We start from the raw sequence: 18,049 nt of genomic DNA, 5'->3' as shown, positions 1-18,049 counted from the left end.
ACGGTGCCTCACTCCATCGTCGGTGGGGCCACGGACTCCCCGTCGTGCGGTGTCCCCGACTCGTCGGGGTCTCCGGGGGCCAGCAGATCGCAGACGACGGTCAGCAGCTGGTCGACATCCACCGGTTTCGGTACGTAGTCGTTGGCGCCCTTGGCGATCGACTTCTCACGGTCGCCGGGCATCGCCTTCGCGGTGAGCGCCACGATGGGCAGCCCGGCCCACTGCGGCGTCGCGCGGATCACGGAGATGGTCTCGTAGCCGTCCATCTCCGGCATCATGATGTCCATCAGCACCAGCTCGATGTCCGGGTTGAGCTCCAGGGTGTCGATGCCCTCCCGGCCGTTCTCCGCGTACAGCACGGGCATGCCGACCCGGCCCAGGACATGGGTCAGCGCGAAGACGTTGCGGATGTCGTCGTCGACGATCAGCACCCGGCGCCCGGCCAGCACCTGCCCCGCCCGGCCCGACTTCCACTGCTCCAGCTTGGTGGGCGTGGGCCAGGCGTCCTCCTGCTCGTGCAGGGGGTACGAGTCCGGGGCCAGGGTCTGCTGCTCCGGTACGAGCGGCAGCCGCTGGCCGGGGTGCGGGAGGGCCTGGCCCGGCTCCGCGACCGGCTCGTGCGGCTCGTGGCTGGGATGGCGCACGGGCACGTACAGCGTGAAGGTGGAGCCGTGGCCCGGCTCGCTGTCGGCGATGATGCGGCCGCCGAGCAGTCCGGCGATCTCCCGGCTGATGGACAGTCCGAGGCCGGTGCCGCCGTACTTGCGGTTCGTGGTGCCGTCGGCCTGCTGGAACGCCTCGAAGATGACGGGGAGTTTGTCGCGGGCGATGCCGATGCCGGTGTCGGATACGGCGAACGCGATCAGGTCGTCGCTGTCGCGCACGTACTGGTGCTCGGGGTCCTTGACCCGGGAGACCCGCAGTTCGACCTTGCCGTTCGCGGTGAACTTGATCGCGTTCGACAGCAGGTTGCGCAGGATCTGCTGGAGGCGCTGCTCGTCGGAGAACATCTCCCGCGGCACGTCCTCGCCGACCGTCACCTCGAAGGCGAGACCGCGGTCGAGGGTGATCGGGCGGAACGTCGCGTGGACGTAGTCGAGGAGCTTGATGAGCGGCAGCTTCTTGGGGCGGACGTCCATCCGGCCGGCCTCGATCTTCGACAGGTCGAGGATGTCGTTGATGAGCTGGAGCAGATCGGACCCGGAGCGGTGGATCGTCGTCGCGAACTGCACCTCCTGGTCGTTGAGATGGCCGTCCGGGTTGTCCGAGAGCAGCCGGGCCAGGATGAGCAGCGAGTTCAGCGGCGTACGCAGCTCGTGCGACATGTTCGCCAGGAACTCCGACTTGTACTGGGAGGAGGTCGCGAGCAGGGCCGCCTTCTCCTCCAGCTCGGCGTTCGAGCGCTGCAACTCGCCCTGCTGGCGCTGGAGTTCGTCCGATCGTTCCTGCAACTGCGTCGCCAGGCGCTGCGACTCGCCGAGCAGCGACTCGGTGCGGGAGTTGGCGATGATGGTGTTGATCGCGACGCCGATGGTGTTCACGAACTGGTCGAAGAAGGCCAGGTGGACGTCGGAGAAGCGGGAGAACGACGCCAGCTCGATCACGCCGAGGAGCTTGTCCTCGAAGAGGATCGGGATGATGACGACCGAGGCCGGGGCCGCCTGCCCCAGACCGCTGTTGATCTTGATGTAGTCCGGCGGGGCGTCCTCGACGAGGATGCGCTTCTTCTCCAGCGCCGCCTGGCGGACCAGGCCGTGCACCGGCATGGCGCCGGTGTCGACGACCGAGGCCGCCGCCGAGGCGTACCCCGCGATGTAGGCGAGGCCCTTGGTGGGGATCGCGGTGCGGATCGGGGTGTCGCCCTCGTCGGGCTCGGCGAGGAAGAACGCGCCGTACTGCGCGTTCACCAGCGGTGTCAGCTCGCGCAGGATCAGGTCGGCGACCTCCATCAGGTCGCGGTGGCCCTGCATCAGGGCCGCGAGACGGGCCAGGTTCGACTCCAGCCAGTCCTTGGCGCGGGTCGTCTCGCGCAGATTGGCGACCATCAGGTTGATGTTGTTCTTCAGCTCGGCGACCTCGCCCTGCGTCTCCACCGTGATGGAGCGGGACATGTCGCCCGAGGTGACCGCGGAGGCCACCTCGGCGATGGCGCGGACCTGGGTCGTCAGGTTCGACGCCAGCTCGTTCACGTTCGTCGTCAGACGCTTCCAGGTGCCGTACACGCCCTCGACCCGTGCCTGACCGCCCAACTGGCCCTCGGAACCCACCTCGCGGGCCACACGCGTGACCTCGGAGGAGAAGGACGAGAGCGTGTCGACCATCGTGTTGATGGTCGTCTTCAGTTCGAGGATCTCGCCGCGCGCGTCGACGTCGATCTTCTTGGACAGGTCGCCCTGCGCCACCGCGGTGGCGACCTGCGCGATGTTGCGCACTTGGGAGGTCAGGTTGTCCGCCATGTAGTTGACGTTGTCGGTCAGGTCCTTCCAGACGCCCGACACGCCGTGCACGGTTGCACGCCCGCCGAGGCGGCCGTCCGTTCCCACCTCGCGGGCCACACGCGTGACCTCGTCGGCGAAGCCGCGCAACTGCTCCACCATCGTGTTGACGGTGTCCTTCAGCTCCAGGATCTCGCCGCGCGCGTCGACCGAGATCTTCTTCGACAGGTCGCCCTGCGCCACCGCCGTCGTGACCTGCGCGATGTTGCGGACCTGCGAGGTCAGGTTCGACGCCATGAAGTTGACGTTGTCCGTGAGGTCCTTCCAGACGCCCGACACGCCCCGGACCTGGGCCTGACCGCCCAGGTTCCCCTCGGTGCCGACCTCGCGGGCCACACGCGTGACCTCGTCGGCGAAGGCGGAGAGCTGGTCGACCATCGTGTTGATCGTCGACTTGAGTTCGAGGATCTCGCCCTTCGCCTCGACGGTGATCTTCTTGCCGAGATCGCCCTGCGCGACGGCCGTCGAGACGAGGGCGATGTTGCGGACCTGCGAGGTCAGGTTGTCCGCCATGAAGTTGACGTTGTCGGTGAGGTCCTTCCAGACGCCGGAGACGCCGCGGACCTGGGCGCGGCCGCCCAACTGGCCTTCGGTGCCGACCTCGCGGGCCACACGCGTGACCTCGTCGGCGAAGGCGGAGAGCTGGTCGACCATCGTGTTGATCGTCGACTTGAGTTCGAGGATCTCGCCCTGCGCGTCGACCGTGATCTTCTGGCTCAGGTCGCCGTTGGCCACGGCCGTGGTGACCTGCGCGATGTTGCGGACCTGCGAGGTCAGGTTCGACGCCATGAAGTTGACGTTGTCGGTGAGGTCCTTCCAGACGCCGGAGACGCCGCGGACCTGGGCGCGGCCGCCCAACTGGCCTTCGGTGCCGACCTCGCGGGCCACACGCGTGACCTCGTCGGCGAACGCGGAGAGCTGGTCGACCATCGTGTTCACGGTCAGCTTCAGTTCGAGCAGCTCGCCCGTCGCCTCGATGGTGACCGTACGGGTCAGGTCGCCCCGCGCCACCGCCGTCGTCACGAGCGCGATGTCCCGCACCTGAGCCGTCAGCCGCGACGCCATCGTGTTCACGGCCTCGGTCACATCGCGCCAGCTGCCCGCCAGGCCCTGGGCCTTGGCCCGCCCGCCGAGCCGGCCCTCGGTGCCGACCTCACGGGCGACCCGCGTCACCTCACCGGTGAACAGGGAGAGCTGGTCCACCATCTTGTTGACCGCGCGGCCCAGGCTGCGCAGGTCGCCGCGTAACTGACGGGTGCCGTCGTGCAGGTCGACCCGCTGCGTCAGATCGCCGCCGGCCACCGCGTCGAGCACCCGCGTGGCGTTGGCCGTCGGGGCCACGAGCGCACCGATGACGGTGTTCACGTCGTGGACCCGGGTGGCCCACGCGCCGTGCCCGGGGCTCGCCTCGATCCGCTCGTCGAGCCGCCCGTGCCGGACGATCTCGCGGCGCACCCGGGTCAGCTCGGAGCTGAAGTGGGCGCTGCGGTCGACGAGTTGGTTGAACACCGCCCCCAGCTCGCCGACCAGGCCCTCCCCGGGGTCCGGTACGTGGATGAAGTTCCCGTCCCGGGCCGCGGTGATGGCGGCCAGCAGCGGACGCAGGTCGGAGGTACGGATCGTGGTGCTCTCGGACCCGCTGGGATGCACACGCATACCACTGTTCTCACTCATGGCGGCCCACTTCGGTGACTCGGCGCTTATGGGCATGGTCAGTCTGTCACTCTGTTCCTGTCGCCTGAGGCGTAAATGCCCGAACTGCTCAGGAGCCGAACCGTGGGGCCCATTCCACTTCAGCGGGAGACCACCGTCAGTGGCCCCGACCTGGCGAACGTCGGGTCGGACACCGGACCGGTCGTGGTGCGGACGTCGCTGCCCGGGAACCCGATGGCACCCGCCGCCGCCCGCCGTTTCGTCCGTGCCGCCTTCGCCGACTGGACCGAACTCGCTCTGCCCGTGGCCGCCACGCTCAGTGACCGGCTGGTCGACGACGCCGTCGTCGTGCTGAGCGAACTCGTCACGAACGCCGTGGTGCACGCGGGCACCAGCGTCGAACTGCTGTGCCGGATGGAGCCCGCCGCGTCCGACGGCACCCCCGCCGGACTCGTCGTCGAGGTCACCGACCACCACCCGTCCCGCGCCGTGCGCACCGACCGCGGCCTGCGCTCGCCCGAGACCCCCGAGTACGGCCGCGGCGTCCAGCTCGTCGCCGGCCTCGCCGAGGCATGGGGGATCACCTACCGCGCGGGCACCAAGACGGTGTGGGCCCGCCTGCCCACCGACGGCACCGAGACCGCCGCGCCCGTCCTGCTGGAACAGCAGGGCACGGAGGCGTCCACACGCCTCCAGCGCGGGCTGCGCGCCGCCGAGATCCTGGCACCCGTGCCCCGGAACGACCCGCAGGACCGCGACTGGATCAACCGCGGCGCGCTCTCCTTCCTCGCCGAGGCCTCCGACCTCCTCGCCGGACAGCTCGACGAGGACATGGTCGCGGCGCTTGTCGGACAGCTCCTCGTGCCGCGGCTCGCCGACTGGTGCGCGATCTGGCTCTACGACGAGGAGGGGCGCGGCCTCCCCGGCATCGCCGACCACGACGCGCGCGGCGCCGACCCGCTGCACGCGCCCCGGCTCGCCCGCGTCTGGCACGCCCACGAGAACCGCCTGGAGGACCTGCGCCGGATCCTGGAGAAGGAGCCGCCCCGGCTGCCGGACGGTGTGCGCACCGCCGCCGTGCCGGTGCCCTGCCCCTTCGAGACCGCCCCCGACGACTCGGGCGCCGCGCTCGCCTACCGGCTCTCGGCGGGCGGCCGCACCCTCGGCATCCTGCTCATCGGCCGGGCCGGGCTCGAGTCCTTCCCCGACGAGGTCACCGGCCTCGTCGAGGACTTCAGCCGCCGGGTCGCGCTCGCCGTCAGCGCGGCCCGCCGCTTCACCCGGCAGGCCACCATCAGCCGGATCCTCCAGCGCGGCCTGCTGCCCTCCTCCATCGCCGAGATCCCCGGCCTCAAGAGCGCCCTCGTGTACGAGCCGAAGGAGCAGGGCGGCCCCGGCGGCGACTTCTACGACGTCTTCCCGGCCGGCGACGGACGCTGGTGCTTCGCGCTCGGCGACGTCCAGGGCAAGGGGCCCGAGGCGGCCGTCCTGATCGGGCTCGCCCGGCCCTGGCTGCGGCTCCTCGCCCGCGAGGGATACCCGGTCCACCAGGTCCTGGACCGGCTCAACCGGCTGCTGCTCGACGACGCCACCGAGGCCGCCGACGCCGCCGCCCGCGCGCTCGCCGGGGTCGGCGGCCAGGGCATGCTGCCGGAGAGCCCCACCTCCCGTTTCCTGTCCCTGCTCTACGGCGAGCTGACACCCACCGACGCCGGGATGAGCTGCACCATCGCCTCCGCCGGGCATCCGCTGCCGCTGCTGATGCGGCCCGGCGGCGAGGTCGTCCCCGCGGCGGGGCCGCAGGTGCTGCTCGGGGTCGTCGACGACCCCGACTACACCAGCGAGACCTTCGAGCTGTCCGCCGGGGACACCCTGCTGTGCGTCACGGACGGGGTGACCGAGCGGCGGCGCGGGGCTCTTCAGTTCGACGACGGCGACGGGCTCGCGCAGGCGTTCGCCGGGTGCGCGGGGCTGTCGGCACCTCTGCTCGCCGAGCGGATCCGGCGCCTGGTGCACGCCTTCGCGGACGCCCCGCCCGACGACGATCTGGCCCTCCTTGTGCTGCAGGCTCAGTAGCAGCGCGGCCGGTGCCGGACAATAGAGGTATGCCTTCCGCTCTCCCCGACGGCGAGCCCGTCCCCGCCGACGGTTCGCTGCCCGCCTCCGCCCTGGCCGGCGCGGCCTCGCGGCCGCTCGGTTTCTATCTGCACGTCCCGTACTGCGCCACCCGCTGCGGCTACTGCGACTTCAACACGTACACCGCGACCGAGCTGCGCGGCACCGGGGGCGTCCTCGCCTCCCGCGACAACTACGCGGACCTGGTGGTGGAGGAGGTCCGGCTCGCCCGGAAGGTCCTCGGCGACGACCCGCGGCCCGTGCGGACCGTGTTCGTCGGGGGCGGTACGCCGACGCTGCTCGCCGCCTCCGACCTCGTGACGATGCTGGGCGCGATCCGTGACGAGTTCGGGCTCGCCGACGACGCCGAGGTGACGACCGAGGCGAACCCCGAGTCGGTGGACCCGGCGTATCTGGCCGAGCTGCGGGCCGGCGGGTTCAACCGGATCTCGTTCGGGATGCAGAGCGCACGGCAGCACGTCCTGAAGGTCCTCGACCGGACGCACACGCCCGGCCGGCCCGAGGCGTGCGTCGCCGAGGCGCGGGCCGCCGGGTTCGAGCACGTGAACCTGGACCTGATCTACGGCACGCCGGGGGAGACCGACGAGGACTGGCGGGCCTCGCTGGACGCGGCCATCGGGGCCGGACCCGACCACGTCTCGGCGTACGCGCTGATCGTCGAGGAGGGCACCCAGCTCGCCCGGCGGATCCGGCGCGGGGAGGTGCCGATGACCGACGACGACGTGCACGCCGACCGGTATCTGATCGCCGACGAGGTGCTGGCGGGGGCCGGGTTCGACTGGTACGAGGTGTCGAACTGGGCGACGTCCGAGGCCGGGCGGTGCCTGCACAACGAGCTGTACTGGCGCGGGGCCGACTGGTGGGGGGCCGGGCCCGGGGCGCACTCGCACGTGGGCGGGGTGCGGTGGTGGAACGTCAAGCATCCCGGCGCGTACGCCGCCGCGCTGGCCGGGGGGACGTCTCCCGGGGCCGGGCGTGAGGTGCTGGCCGACGAGGATCGGCGGGTCGAGCGGATTCTGCTGGAGTTGCGGCTGCTCGAAGGGTGTCCGGTGTCGTTGCTGAAGCCCGCCGGGCTGGCTGCGGCGCGGAAGGCTGTCGCGGACGGGTTGTTGGAGGGCGGGGCGTTCGATGCGGGGCGGGCTGTTCTGACGTTGCGGGGGCGGTTGCTGGCCGATGCCGTGGTCAGGGACCTGGTCGACTGAGCTCGCCGTCGGGGGTTCGTCCGGTGGGCGGGTGCGGGGTGCGTCGTGGCTGGTCGCGCAGTTCCCCGCGCCCCTGACGGGGCGTCCCTCACCCCGTGACGAAGTCGATCAGTTCTTCCACTCGGCCCAGGAGCTCGGGTTCCAGGTCCTTGTAGGAGTGGACCCGGGACAGGATGTGCTGCCAGGCCTCGCCCGTGTTCGCCACGCGCCAGCCGAGGGCGCGGCAGACGCCCGTCTTCCAGTCCTGGCCGTGCGGGACGCGGGGCCAGGCGTCGATGCCGACCGAGGACGGCTTCACCGCCTCCCAGATGTCGATGTACGGGTGGCCGACCACCAGGGCGTGCTCGCTCGTCACCGACCGGGCGATCTTCCACTCCTTGGTCCCGGGGACCAGGTGGTCGACCAGGACGCCGAGGCGCGCGTCGGGGCCGGGCGCGAAGTCGGCGACGATCGCCGGAAGGTCGTTCACGCCCTCCAGGAACTCCACCGCCACGCCCTCGATGCGCAGGTCGTCGCCCCAGACCCGTTCGATGAGCTCGGCGTCGTGCTTGCCCTCGACGTAGATCCGGCCGGCCCGGGCCACCCGGGCGCGGGCGCCCGGAACCGCCATCGAGCCGGACGCCGTACGCGCCGGACGCGCGGGCCCGGCGGACGCGGCCGACGGACGGACCAGCGTGACGGGCCTGCCCTCCAGCAGGAAACCGCGCGGCTCCATCGGGAACACCCGGTGCTTGCCGAAGCGGTCCTCCAGGGTCACCGTCGGCCCCTGCGCCGTCTTCTCGACGCGGACCACCGCCCCGCAGAAGCCGGTGCGGACCTCCTCGACGACCAGGTCCGGCTCGGCGGCCACCTCCGGAACCGGCTTGTTCCGCTTCCAGGGAGGGGTCAGGTCAGGTGAGTACTGGCGCATTCGGCCGACGATATGAGGAACACGCGGGTCCGTGTCACGACACGCCGGAACGCGCCGTCAGAGCGACGCGTTGCGCGCGGACGAAGGCCGCATTCACCACCGAACCGTGCCCGGGGACGTAGAGCGCGTCCTCGCCGCCGAGCGCGAGCAGCCGGTCGAGCGCGGCCGGCCAGTGACCGGGCGCCGCGTCCGGTCCCGCCTGCGGTTCACCGGACTCCTCGACCAGGTCGCCGCAGAAGACGATCACGGGGCTGCCCAGGACGAGGACGGCCAGGTCGTGGCCGGTGTGCGCCGGGCCGAGGTTCGCGAGCAGCACCTGGAGGCCGCCGCCCAGGTCGAGAGTGCGCTCGCCGGTGACCCGGTGCCGCGGGGTGACCAGGATGTCGGTCGCCTCGGCCGCCTCGTCCGCGGGCAGCCCCTGCCGCACGGCGTCCTCGTACAGGCCGTCGCGGCCCCACGCGAAGACGGTGTCCAGGCCCACCGCGCCGAAGGTCTCGGCGCCCGCGAAGACGGCCGTGCCGAGCACGTGGTCGAAGTGCGGATGGGTGAGCACGATGTGCGTCACCCGTGTGTGTACTCCGAGCAGCCGCCGGACGTCCGCGCGCAGCCTGGCGCCTTCACGCAGTGAGGATCCCGTGTCGATCAGCAGGGCGGCGCCCGAGCCCACGACCAGACCGGCCGTGGCGTCCCAGCCGGGCAGCCGGATCCGGCCCACGCGGGGCGCCAGCTCCTCCCAGCCCGCGGCCCTCCAGTCGACGACTGTCCTGACTTCGGCATGACCTTCCATACGTCGACGCTAGCGGCCTTGCCGGGCCCGTACCCGTCGGCCGTACACTGAGCCGGGGACTCCTGGCACTCGCCCGCAGCGAGTGCCAGACACGAAAGATCGCTCAGGCCGAAGCTGGAGGTGTGCGCCGATGCTCAGTGAACGCAGGCTCGAAGTGCTGCGCGCCATCGTCCAGGACTACGTGGGCACCGAGGAGCCGGTCGGTTCCAAGGCGCTCACCGAGCGGCACCGGCTCGGCGTCTCCCCGGCGACCGTGCGCAACGACATGGCCGCCCTGGAGGACGAGGGGTACATCGCCCAGCCGCACACCAGCGCCGGGCGCATCCCCACCGACAAGGGGTACCGCCTCTTCGTCGACAAGCTCACGAACGTGAAGCCGATGACAGCGCCGGAGCGGCGCGCCGTCCAGAACTTCCTGGAGGGCGCCGTCGACCTCGACGACGTCGTCGGGCGGACCGTGCGGCTGCTCGCGCAGCTGACGCGGCAGGTGGCGATCGTCCAGTACCCGTCCCTGACCCGGTCCACGGTGCGCCATGTCGAGCTGCTGTCGCTGGCGCCCGCCCGTCTGATGCTCGTACTGATCACGGACACCGGGCGGGTCGAGCAGCGGATGATCGACTGCCCGGCGCCGTTCGGCGAGACGGCTCTGGCGGACCTGCGGGCCCGGCTCAACAGCCGGGTCGCGAGCCGCCGTTTCGCGGATGTGCCGCAGTTGGTGCAGGATCTGCCGGAGGCCTTCGACGCGGAGGACCGCGGTACGGTCGCGACGGTGCTCTCCACTCTGCTGGAGACGCTCGTCGAGGAGTCCGAGGAGCGGCTGATGATCGGCGGAACCGCCAATCTCACCCGCTTCGGACATGACTTTCCCCTCACCATCCGGCCCGTGCTGGAGGCTCTGGAGGAGCAGGTCGTGCTCCTCAAGTTGCTTGGTGAGGTGGGCGATTCGGGCATGGCCGTACGCATCGGTCACGAGAACGCCCACGAGGGACTCAACTCCACTTCCGTGGTGTCGGTGGGCTACGGTTCGGGCGGCGAGGCAGTCGCCAAGCTGGGTGTCGTCGGACCGACACGCATGGATTACCCGGGAACGATGGGAGCAGTACGCGCAGTGGCACGTTACGTCGGACAGATCCTGGCGGAGTCGTAAGTGGCCACGGACTACTACGCCGTACTCGGCGTGCGCCGCGACGCTTCCCAGGACGAGATCAAGAAGGCTTTTCGGAGGCTCGCCCGCGAGCTGCACCCGGACGTGAATCCGGATCCGAAGACCCAGGAGCGGTTCAAGGAGATCAACGCCGCCTACGAGGTGCTCTCCGACCCGCAGAAGAAGCAGGTCTACGACCTCGGGGGCGACCCCCTGTCGCAGGCCGGCGGAGGCGGCGCCGGAGGCTTCGGCGCCGGCGGGTTCGGGAACTTCTCGGACATCATGGACGCGTTCTTCGGTACGGCGTCGCAGCGCGGGCCCCGGTCCCGTACGCGCCGTGGGCAGGACGCCATGATCCGGCTCGAGGTCGAGCTGGACGAGGCCGCCTTCGGAACCACCAAGGACATCCAGGTCGACACCGCCGTGGTGTGCACGACCTGCAGCGGTGAGGGTGCCGCGCCGGGGACCTCCGCGCAGACCTGCGACATGTGCCGCGGCCGCGGTGAGGTCTCGCAGGTGACGCGGTCCTTCCTCGGCCAGGTCATGACCTCGCGGCCGTGCCCGCAGTGCCAGGGCTTCGGCACCGTCGTGCCGACCCCGTGCCCGGAGTGCGCCGGCGACGGCCGCATCCGGTCGCGGCGGACGCTGACGGTGAAGATCCCGGCCGGTGTGGACAACGGCACGCGGATCCAGCTCGCGGGCGAGGGCGAGGTCGGCCCCGGCGGTGGCCCCGCCGGCGACCTCTACGTCGAGATCCACGAGCTGCCGCACGCGGTGTTCCAGCGGCGCGGCGACGATCTGCACTGCACGGTCACCATCCCGATGACCGCGGCGGCTCTGGGCACGAAGGTGCCGCTGGAGACGCTCGACGGCATGGAGGAGATCGACATCCGGCCCGGCACGCAGTCCGGCCAGTCGGTCCCGCTGCACGGGCGCGGTGTCACGCATCTGCGGGGCGGTGGGCGCGGTGACCTCATCGTGCACGTCGAGGTGACCACGCCGATGAAGCTCGAGCCCGAGCAGGAGCGGTTGCTGCGCGAGCTGGCCAAGTTGCGGGGTGAGGAGCGCGTGAGCGGGCAGTTTCAGCCCGGGCAGCAGGGGCTCTTCTCGCGGCTGAAGGATGCCTTCAACGGGCGTTGAGCTGGTGAATTCGAGGGGCCTGGGGTTGATCCCCGGGCCCCTTTTCGCGGCTTCGGGGGTGCCCCGGCCCGTTGTCGTCGGATGCGCCACCGTCGTGGCTGGTCGCGCAGTTCCCCGCGCCCCTGTCGGGGCGCTTCGGCCGTGGGCCGGGTGCCGGTCGTGGGTGGTTGTTCGCGCCCCGCGGCGGAGCCGCTGATCGGTACAGCCCCGCGCCCCTGTCGGGGCGCTCCCGGGTGCGATTCGGTGGTCCTGGGATGACGTGGCACGATGCCGGTATGTCCTCCTCCGCGCTGGCTGGTCTCTGTCACTGCCCGATCGTTTCGGCCCCCATGGCGGGCGGCGCGTCGCGGCCCGAGCTGGTGGCCGCCGTGTCCGAAGCGGGCGGGCTCGGGTTCCTCGCCGCCGGGTACAAAACCGCCGACGGGATGTACCAGGAGATCCAGCAGGTGCGGGCGCTCACCGGGCGCCCCTTCGGCGTCAATCTCTTCATGCCGCAGCCCGAGTACGCCGACCCCGCCGCGGTCGAGGTGTACCGCGACCAGCTGGCCGGCGAGGTCACCTGGTACCAGACGCCGCTCGGCGACCCCGACAGCGGGCGCGACGACAACTACGACGCCAAGCTGGCCATCCTCGTCGACGACCCGGTTCCGGTGGTCTCCTTCACCTTCGGCTGCCCCACCACCGAGGTCGTCGACGCGCTGCGCCGGGTCGGCACCCTCACCGTGATCACGGTGACGACGGCGGCCGAGGCGAAGGCCGCGGAGGCCGTCGGCGCCGACGCCGTCTGTGTGCAGGGCATCGAGGCCGGCGGCCACCAGGGCACCCACCGCGACTGCGCCGAGACCGACGGCAGCGGAGTCGGGCTGCTCGCGCTGATCGCCCAGGTGCGCGAGGCCGTGCAGCTGCCGGTCGTCGCGGCCGGCGGGATCATGCGGGGCGCGCAGATCGCTGCCGTGCTCGCGGCCGGCGCCGAGTTCGCGCAGCTCGGCACCGCGTTCCTGGTCACGCCCGAGTCCGGGGCCCCCGACCTGCACAAGCAGGCCATGACGAACCCGCTGTTCACCCGCACCGAGCTGACCCGGGCGTTCTCCGGGCGGCCCGCGCGCGGCCTCGTCAACCGGTTCCTGCGCGAGCACGGCCCGTACGCCCCCGCCGCGTACCCCGAGGTCCACCACATGACGTCGCCGATCCGCAAGGCCGCCGCCAAGGCCGGTGACCCGCAGGCCATGGCGCTCTGGGCGGGGCAGGGACACCGGCTCGCCCGGGAGCTGCCCGCCGGACAGCTCGTCGAGGTGCTGGCCGCCGAACTCGCCGAGGCCCAGGGCGCGTTGGGGCAGCGGGGTGCCGCGTGACGGCGCCGGTCTTCGTGGTCGAGGGGCCCGTGCCCGGCGACCGTACGTACGTCCTGGACGGCCCCGAGGGGCGGCACGCCGTCTCCGTGAAGCGGCTCCGGGCCGGGGAGCCGGTGGTGCTCACCGACGGCCTCGGCGCGTGGTGCGAGGGCGTCGTCGCGGGCAGCGAGGGCAAGGACCGGCTGCTCGTCGAGGCCGGGCCGGTGCGCACCGAGCCCGAGGAGCGGCCCCGCATCACCGTCGTCCAGGCCCTCCCCAAGGGCGACCGGGGCGAACTCGCCGTCGAGACCATGACCGAGACCGGCGTCGACGCGATCGTGCCGTGGGCCGCGTCGCGCTGCATCACCCAGTGGCGCGGCGAGCGCGGGCTCAAGGCGCTCGGCAAGTGGCGGGCCACCGCGCGCGAGGCCGGAAAGCAGTCGCGACGGGTGCGGTTCCCCGAGGTCGCCGACGCGGCGTCCACGAAGGAGGTCGCGGCGCTGCTCGCCGGGGCCGATCTCGCGGTCGTCCTGCACGAGGACCGGGAGCACCCGAGCGCCGCGCTGGCCTCCGTGGAGCTCCCCGCGGCCGGGGAGATCGTGCTCGTCGTCGGACCCGAAGGGGGCGTCTCTCCCGAGGAGTTGGCGCTCTTCGGGGAGGCCGGGGCGCGGGCCTGCCGGCTCGGCCGGAGCGTGCTGCGGACCTCGACGGCCGGGACCGCGGCGGTGGCGCTGCTCCTCGGCCGCACCGGCCGTTGGGGCTGACCCGGTCGCAGGGTGCCGGGCATGGAACTCGCCCAAGTCCGGCTGCTGCTCGACGACTTCACCGCCTGATACCGGTTCCGGGCCGATGCGCTCGGCCTCGCGCCGCAGTCCGGGGCGGACAGGGGGACGATCCGGACACCGTCCGTGCCGGGATCGCCGGGTGCGGCGGTCGCTCCGCGCACGGGCCCGCCCCGCTGGGCGACCGGATGCGGGGCGCCCACCTGCGGGATTCCGAGGGAAACCTCGTAGAGCCGCAGGAGTGGCCGCGGTCCCGCGACACCCCGTGAGCCGGGTTCCCAGCGGTGGCCGCAACTGCTCTACCGCCCGGCGGGCCGTGGTGGCATCCTGCCGCTCATGGGGGCATTAAGGGGTATCGGTGACCGTTTGCTCCGGTTGCGCGGGCGGCGCGTCGCGGCGGTCGCCGCGTGCGTGGCCGCCGCCGGGCTGGGGGTCGTGGCGTGTCAGCCGACCGACGGGGATCTCAACCCGTCGACCGTCGCCGCCACCACCGACCAGCAGGCCACGGCCGAGCTGAACCGGCAGAACGCCCATGTGCGGTGGCTCAGTTGCAGCGCCGCGTACGTCAACAGCACCGGGAACAGCGGGGCGACGACGCAGGACGTGCACGTCGACTGCAATGGGAAGACGACGGACGGCAAGCAGATCACGGTCACCGGCAACGCGTACGCGGTGGTCTCCGGCAAGTGCGTGCGGGGATCGTTCACGGCGAAGGTCGAGGGGAAGCTCTGGTTCCATGTCGGCGTCCTAGGGAACTGCTCGGCCCCGGACACGACCACCCCGCCGACCGATGAGCCGTCGGACACCCGGCAGCCGTCGGACGATCCGGAGCCGTCGGACACCTGGAAGCCCGAACCGTCCGACACCTGGAAGCCGGAGCCGTCCGACACCTGGAAGCCGACGGACAAGCCCGAGCCGGGGGAGACCCACACGGTCACCGAGACCGTCACCGTGCCCGAGCCGACCTGTACCGACACCCAGGACGCCGAGAACAAGTGAACGACTGGTCGAACGCCTGGTGATCGTAAAACCGCGGACGTGGGCCGCACGGCAAAATTAGGCTGGCAGGGTGACTAACCCTGCCGCCTCTGCCTATCTCCGATTCCCGCATCCGCACGGCGAGTTGGTGGTCTTCACCGCCGAGGGCGACGTGTGGGCCGCGCCGCTCGACGGCGGCCGCGCCTGGCGGATCAGCGCCGACAACGTGCCGGTCGGCCACCCCCGGATATCGCCCGACGGCACCACCGTCGCCTGGACCTCGCGCCGTGACGGCGCCCCCGAGGTGCAGATCGCGCCGGTCGACGGCGGACCGGCCGAGCGCCTGACGTACTGGGGCAGCTGGACCACGTCCGTGCGCGGCTGGACGCCCGACGGCCGGGTCCTCGCCATCAGCACGTACGGGCAGGCGTCGCTGCGCCGCAGCTGGGCGCGGGCGCTGCCGCTGGACGGCGGGCCCGCCGAGACGCTGCCGTACGGGCCGGTCGGCGCGGTCGCGTACGGCCCCGGCTCCCGGGCGCTGCTGCTCTCCGTGCCGATGGGCCGCGAGGCCGCCTGGTGGAAGCGGTACCGGGGCGGCACCGCGGGCAAGCTGTGGATCGAGCGGTCCCCCGAAAAAGGCGAAAGCGCCGCGGGAGCGGGGGAGTTCGTGCGGCTGCACGCCGACCTCGACGGCAACATCGAGTACCCGATGTGGGTCGGCGAGCGGGTCGCCTTCCTGAGCGACCACGAGGGCGTCGGCGCCCTGTACTCCTCGGCGGCCGACGGCTCCGACCTGCGCCGCCACACACCGGTCGCCTCAGGAACCGGCTTCTACGCCCGGCACGCCGCGACCGACGGCACCCGGGTCGTCTACTCCAGCGCCGGTGAACTGTGGGCCGTCGACGACCTGCTCGCCGCCGACGCGGCACCGCGGCGCCTCGACATCCGGCTCGGCGGGCAGCGCGCCGATCTGCGGCCGCGCGCGGTGGACGCCGCCCGCTGGTTCGGCGCCGCCTCGCCCGACCACACCGGGCGCGGCAGCGCCGTCTCGGTGCGCGGCGCGGTGCACTGGATCACTCATCGCAACGGTCCGGCCCGCGCGCTGGCCGCCGAGCCCGGCGTCCGGACCCGGCTCCCGCACACCTTCCGGGCCGGCGGCGAGGAGCACGTCGTGTGGGTGACGGACGCGGAGGGCGACGACGCCCTGGAGTTCGCGCCCGCCACCGGCACCGCGCCCGGCGCCACCCCGCGCAGGCTGGGCGCGGGCCGGCTCGGCCGGGTCCTCGGGCTGACCGTCGCCCCGGACGGCGCACGGGTCGCCGTCGCCGCGCACGACGGCCGGGTCCTCCTCGTCGAGCGGGACAGCGGCGACGTCCGCGAGGTGGACCGCAGCGAGGACGGCCACGCCACCGGGCTCACCTTCTCGCCCGACTCGGCCTGGCTCGCCTGGTCGCACCCGGGCCCGCACGATCTGCGCCAGCTCAAGCTGGCCAACGCGGCGGACCTGTCCGTGAGCGAGGCGACCCCGCTCCGGTTCCGGGACTACGCGCCCGCGTTCACGCTCGACGGCAAGCACCTGGCGTTCCTGTCGGCGCGCTCCTTCGACCCGCTCTACGACGAGCACTCCTTCGACCTCGCGTTCGTCGGCGGCTCCCGCCCGCATCTGATCACGCTGGCCGCGACCACCCCGTCGCCGTTCGGCCCGCAGCGCCACGGGCGCCCCTTCGACGCGCCGGACAGCCCCGGGTCCGAGACCCCGGAGAGCGAGGGCGCCCCGGCCACCCGCGTCGACCTCGAAGGGCTCGTCGACCGGATCGTGCCGTTCCCCGTCGAGGCCGCCCGCTATTCGACCCTGCGCACCGCCAAGGACGGCGTGCTGTGGCTGCGGCACCCGGTGCGCGGCGTCCTCGGCGACGCGCGGGCCGCCCTCGGCGACGCCGAGCCGAAGACTCGCCTGGAGCGCTACGACCTGGTCCAGCAGCGCATCGAGGAGATCGGCTCGGACGCCGACCACTTCGAGGTCACCGGCGACGGCAAGCGGGTTCTGCTGTGGACGGGGGAGGTGCTGAAGGTCGTGCCCAGCGACCGGCGGCCCGCGCACGACGACTCCAGCGACACGAACATCACCGTCGATCTGGCCCGGATCTCCCAGCGCGTGGACCCGGTCGCCGAGTGGCGGCAGATGTACGAGGAGACCGGCCGCCTGATGCGGGACAACTTCTGGCGCGCCGACATGAACGGCGTCGACTGGGACGGGGTCCTCGCCCGCTACCGGCCCGTCCTCGACCGGGTCGCCACCCACGACGACCTCGTCGACCTGCTGTGGGAGGTGCAGGGCGAGCTCGGCACCTCGCACGCCTACGTCGCGCCGAGCGGCGGGGGCGGCAGCGCCCGGCGCCGCCAGGGGCTGCTCGGCGCCGACATCTCCCGCCACGAGGACGGCAGTTGGCGCGTCGACCGGGTGCTGCCCTCGGAGACCTCCGACCCGCGCGCCCGGTCCCCGCTCGCCGCGCCCGGCGTCGCCGTGCGCGCCGGGGACGCGATCGTCGCGGTCGGCGGGCTGCCCGTCGACCCGGTCACCGGGCCCGGCCCGCTGCTCGTCGGCACCGCCGACAAGCCCGTCGAGCTGACCGTCTCACCGGCCGGCGGCGGTGACGCCCGCCATGTCGTCGTCGTGCCGCTGGAGAACGAGGAGCCGCTGCGCTATCACGCGTGGGTGGCCGACCGGCGGGCCTACGTCCACGAATCCTCCGGCGGGCGGCTCGGCTATCTCCATGTCCCGGACATGCAGGCGCCGGGCTGGGCGCAGATCCATCGCGACCTGAGCGTGGAGGTCGCCCGTGAGGGGCTCGTCGTCGACGTCCGGGAGAACCGGGGCGGGCACACCTCGCAGCTCGTCGTGGAGAAGCTCGCGCGCCGGGTCATCGGCTGGGACGTGCCGCGCGGCAGCCGCCCCTTCACGTACCCGATGGACGCGCCCCGGGGGCCGGTCGTCGCCGTCGCCAACGAGTTCTCCGGGTCGGACGGGGACATCGTCAACGCGGCGATCAAGGCGCTCGGCATCGGGACCGTGGTGGGGACCCGGACCTGGGGCGGCGTCATCGGGATCGACAGCCGGTACCGGCTGGTGGACGGGACGCTCGTGACGCAGCCCAAGTACGCGACGTGGATGGAGGGGTACGGGTGGGGGCTCGAGAATCACGGGGTGGATCCGGATGTCGAGGTGGTCGCCGCGCCCCATGACGTCGCGGCCGGACGCGACCCCCAACTCGACGAGGCCGTACGTCTGGCGCTGGCCGAACTGGAACGCACCCCGGCCAAGTCGGCCCCGGAACTGCCGGATCCGTCTGCCGGGTGACGTCTCGTCGTGGCTGGTCGCGCAGTTCCCCGCGCCCCTGAGACGAGCTCCGCTCGTCCAGGGGGTCGCGCGGGGCACCGGACTGCCCGTGATCTCGTATGCGATGCCCGCGCGCCGTGGGTATCGGGTGCCG

The 18,049-nt window shown here is 72.4% G+C and carries 11 protein-coding genes; 8 read left to right on the top strand and 3 right to left on the bottom strand.

What is annotated here, in order from left to right:
* Positions 1–8: 8 nt before the first annotated feature.
* The gene (locus tag ABZ930_RS05220; RefSeq protein WP_361541729.1) at positions 9–4,169 is read right to left on the bottom strand and encodes a HAMP domain-containing protein; all 4,161 of its coding nucleotides are present in this window, start codon (positions 4,167–4,169) and stop codon (positions 9–11) included.
* Between the two features lie 213 nt (positions 4,170–4,382).
* Here ABZ930_RS05220 and ABZ930_RS05215 point away from each other — a divergent pair, with 213 nt between their 5' ends.
* Together ABZ930_RS05215 and hemW are read left to right on the top strand one after the other, a co-directional pair.
* Positions 4,383–6,224, top strand: coding sequence for a SpoIIE family protein phosphatase (locus tag ABZ930_RS05215; protein WP_361542215.1), 1,842 nt, complete (start codon positions 4,383–4,385; stop codon positions 6,222–6,224).
* 29 nt (positions 6,225–6,253) lie between these two features.
* A complete protein-coding gene (gene hemW / locus ABZ930_RS05210) occupies positions 6,254–7,486 on the top strand; it encodes a radical SAM family heme chaperone HemW (RefSeq protein ID WP_361541726.1) in 1,233 nt (410 codons plus the stop codon).
* A gap of 88 nt (positions 7,487–7,574) precedes the next feature.
* Here hemW and ABZ930_RS05205 read toward each other — a convergent pair whose 3' ends face one another.
* Complete coding sequence (locus ABZ930_RS05205; protein ID WP_361541723.1) at positions 7,575–8,396, bottom strand: DUF3097 domain-containing protein; 822 nt, start codon at positions 8,394–8,396, stop codon at positions 7,575–7,577.
* A gap of 34 nt (positions 8,397–8,430) precedes the next feature.
* Positions 8,431–9,183, bottom strand: a complete 753-nt coding sequence (locus tag ABZ930_RS05200; RefSeq protein ID WP_361541720.1) for an MBL fold metallo-hydrolase — start codon at positions 9,181–9,183, stop codon at positions 8,431–8,433.
* A 130-nt stretch (positions 9,184–9,313) separates the two neighbouring features.
* Here ABZ930_RS05200 and hrcA point away from each other — a divergent pair, with 130 nt between their 5' ends.
* From hrcA to ABZ930_RS05170, 6 genes are all read left to right on the top strand, one after another.
* Positions 9,314–10,330, top strand: coding sequence for a heat-inducible transcriptional repressor HrcA (gene hrcA, locus ABZ930_RS05195; RefSeq protein ID WP_361541717.1), 1,017 nt, complete (start codon positions 9,314–9,316; stop codon positions 10,328–10,330).
* Entirely contained in the window at positions 10,331–11,467 is a 1,137-nt protein-coding gene (dnaJ, locus tag ABZ930_RS05190) for a molecular chaperone DnaJ (RefSeq protein WP_361541714.1), read from the top strand.
* A gap of 275 nt (positions 11,468–11,742) precedes the next feature.
* Positions 11,743–12,819, top strand: a complete 1,077-nt coding sequence (locus ABZ930_RS05185) for a nitronate monooxygenase (protein ID WP_361541711.1) — start codon at positions 11,743–11,745, stop codon at positions 12,817–12,819.
* Positions 12,816–13,562, top strand: coding sequence for a 16S rRNA (uracil(1498)-N(3))-methyltransferase (locus ABZ930_RS05180; protein WP_361541708.1), 747 nt, complete (start codon positions 12,816–12,818; stop codon positions 13,560–13,562). Before ABZ930_RS05185 ends, ABZ930_RS05180 begins: the two co-directional genes overlap by 4 nt.
* A gap of 384 nt (positions 13,563–13,946) precedes the next feature.
* Complete coding sequence (locus tag ABZ930_RS05175; RefSeq protein ID WP_361541705.1) at positions 13,947–14,579, top strand: hypothetical protein; 633 nt, start codon at positions 13,947–13,949, stop codon at positions 14,577–14,579.
* Positions 14,580–14,649: 70 nt separating this feature from the next.
* Positions 14,650–17,916: a PDZ domain-containing protein gene (locus tag ABZ930_RS05170; RefSeq protein WP_361541702.1), complete on the top strand. Its 3,267-nt coding sequence runs from the start codon at positions 14,650–14,652 to the stop codon at positions 17,914–17,916.
* Positions 17,917–18,049: the final 133 nt, after the last annotated feature.

The sequence above is a fragment of the Streptomyces sp. NPDC046716 genome (assembly GCF_040645755.1).
GTDB lineage: Bacteria > Actinomycetota > Actinomycetes > Streptomycetales > Streptomycetaceae > Streptomyces.
Note: the sequence above shows the minus strand (reverse complement) of the source record. Positions and strands in the feature narration are given on the sequence as shown.